This is a genomic window from Thioclava sp. UBA3469, from assembly GCF_002378135.1.
GTDB lineage: Bacteria > Pseudomonadota > Alphaproteobacteria > Rhodobacterales > Rhodobacteraceae > Thioclava > Thioclava sediminum.
In genome coordinates this window covers 5,354-7,635 of the sequence record NZ_DFRG01000064.1, presented here as the reverse complement: position 1 = coordinate 7,635, position 2,282 = coordinate 5,354, and the positions used below count along the sequence as shown (strand labels likewise).

General features: G+C 67.0%; 3 protein-coding genes. 1 reads left to right on the top strand and 2 read right to left on the bottom strand.

Features of this window, described 5'->3' with window-relative positions:
• Positions 1-152 precede the first annotated feature (152 nt).
• Entirely contained in the window at positions 153-1,046 is an 894-nt protein-coding gene (locus B3D39_RS05525; protein WP_274962941.1) for a LysR family transcriptional regulator, read from the top strand.
• Positions 1,047-1,050: 4 nt separating this feature from the next.
• Here B3D39_RS05525 and B3D39_RS05520 read toward each other — a convergent pair whose 3' ends face one another.
• Both B3D39_RS05520 and B3D39_RS05515 read right to left on the bottom strand, forming a co-directional pair.
• A complete protein-coding gene (locus tag B3D39_RS05520; protein ID WP_274962940.1) occupies positions 1,051-1,608 on the bottom strand; it encodes a helix-turn-helix transcriptional regulator in 558 nt (185 codons plus the stop codon).
• A gap of 30 nt (positions 1,609-1,638) precedes the next feature.
• Positions 1,639-2,169: a hypothetical protein gene (locus B3D39_RS05515; RefSeq protein WP_274962939.1), complete on the bottom strand. Its 531-nt coding sequence runs from the start codon at positions 2,167-2,169 to the stop codon at positions 1,639-1,641.
• Positions 2,170-2,282 lie beyond the last annotated feature (113 nt).

The window sequence follows — 2,282 nt, the reverse complement described above, 5'->3', positions numbered from 1 at the left end:
AAGGGGCGAGTTTGGTGTCGATCATGGTCTATCTCCTGTAACCGCACTCCCTGTGCGGTGTGTTCGCGATACAGCGAGGAAATTAGCCATTCCGTTCGCGAATAAAATGGATATTATCAGGAATGACTTTTACCATTTTGTTCTGAATAGCGATGGACATCACCGAACAACTCCGCGCCTTCGTCGCGACCGCCCGCGCGGGCTCTTTCACCGCAGGGGCGGAGCAGCTGGGCATCTCCAACCGGCTCGCCTCGAAATACGTAGCCGAGCTGGAGGACCGCCTTGGTACGCGCCTTCTGCAACGCACGACGCGGCGGATCGGGCTGACGCCCGCGGGCGAGCGTCTGCTGGCCGAGGCGCCAAGCGTGCTCGACGGGCTCGACGATCTTCTGGGCGCGGTGTCGGAGCAATCTCGCGGGTTCTCGGGCGTGCTGCGGATCTCCGCGCCCGTCACTTTCGGCGAGGTCTATCTGGCGGAGATGCTCGCGCGCTTCGCCGCCCCCCACCCCGATCTGGTGATCGACCTGACGCTCTCGGATGCGGCGACCGATCTGGCCGCCGAGGGGATCGACCTCGCCTTCCGGATCGGGCAGCTGCGCGATCAGGCGCTGCGGGCGCGCAAGCTGGGCGAGATCGGGATGCGCGTCGTGGCCTCTCCCGCCTATCTCGACCGCGCGGGCCGCCCGGCTCAAATCGCCGATCTGACCGATCACCGCTGCATCCATGACACCAATCACAGCGCGATCCCACATTGGCGCTATCGCGAGGGCGGAGAGATCGCCGCCCTGCCCGTTCCGGCGCAGATCCGCGTCAATAGTGGGCGCGCCGCTTGCGAACTGGCGCTGGCGGGGCATGGCATCACCTATGGGCCGGAATTCGTGCTGGAGCCGGAGATCGCGGCGGGGCGGCTGGTCTCGCTCTTCCCGCCCGAGACGCTGCTGCGCATCCCGCTTCACGCGGTCTATCTCGACGGGCCGCGCCTGCCGCGCAAGCTGCGCGCGCTGATCGATTTCGCCTATGAGGATACGCGCGCTCTGCGGGGCTGACCGCTCAGCCCTTGGCCACCGCCGTCACGCTCTGCTTCGCCGAGCGATCGCTGCGCTGCGCCGCCTCGGCGCGCTGGTCCATCATGTCCTCGACGAAAAGGCTCAGAAGCGCACCGCGCCCGTTCACCCCCGCCTTGCGGTAGATCGCGGCGCTTTGCGCCTTGGCGGTGCCCTCGGAGGTCTCGCGGAGCGCCGCGATTTCCGCCGTGCTCAGCCCCTTGATCGCAAAAAGCGCGACCTCACGCTCTGCCGCCGTGAGGCCCCAGTCGGAGAAACGCTCTTCCAGCAAGTCTTCGAAGGCCGAGGTCGCCCGGCGCAGACGCGCCTTCGCCCGCGCGCCCTCGCGCAGCGCACCTGCCAAGGCGAACGCGCCAAGCGCGAGCCCCAGAATCAGACCAAGCGCCGCCCCAAGCTCGAGGATTTCACGGTTCTGCCAGCTGATCGGCGCGGGATAGAGGCCGAAGACCGACAGCAGGATATCGGAGATGAAGAACAGCGCGCAGACCGCTTGGAAAAGCAAGATCGCCCCGACAAGCACCGCACGGCGCAGCCGCGACGTCATAGCGCCGCTCCCGCCGACCGGTCCGAGGCGTCAATCATCGTCGCTTTCCCCGCCGCCATCGTCGCCGCCACCGCTGTCGCCGCCGCCGCCACCGCTACTGTCGCTGTCGCTGTCGCTGCTGTCATGGCTTCCGCCATCGTCGCTGCCCGATGCGCTACTGCTATCGTCCGAGGAGTCGTCGGAGGAGTCGTGATCGGAAGAGTCGCTATCGGAGGTCGTCGTTGTGCGGTCGGAGGTGGAGGTCGCGGAATAGCTCCCCGAGGCGCTGCCGCCCAGAGGGCTATTGTTCAGGATCGGCGTACGGCTGGAGCGCGACAGGTCGCGCAGAATCTCGCCGCTGCGCGGATCGAGGACGATTTCGCGCTCGACGCCTTTGCGGGTGCCGGTGATGCGCACGCGGCCCAGCAAGGTCCGGTGCACATCGATATTCTGGTAGCCGTAGGATTTGAGTTGCCGGGTGACCGCTTCGCTCGCGGTCTCGGCCCGCGCGAGCCCTGGCGCCACGGGCACGCTCAGCGCGCCGATCAACGCGGCTATCGCCAGATCTCTGCGCAGTCTCATCGGCAAAACTCCCTCCGCGCGCGAACGCGGCATTTCAGAGGATTATGCCCGGCGCACATGGCACCGGGCAAGTCCGTTCGGATCAGTCGTCGTCGCCACCGTCGTCGCCGCCG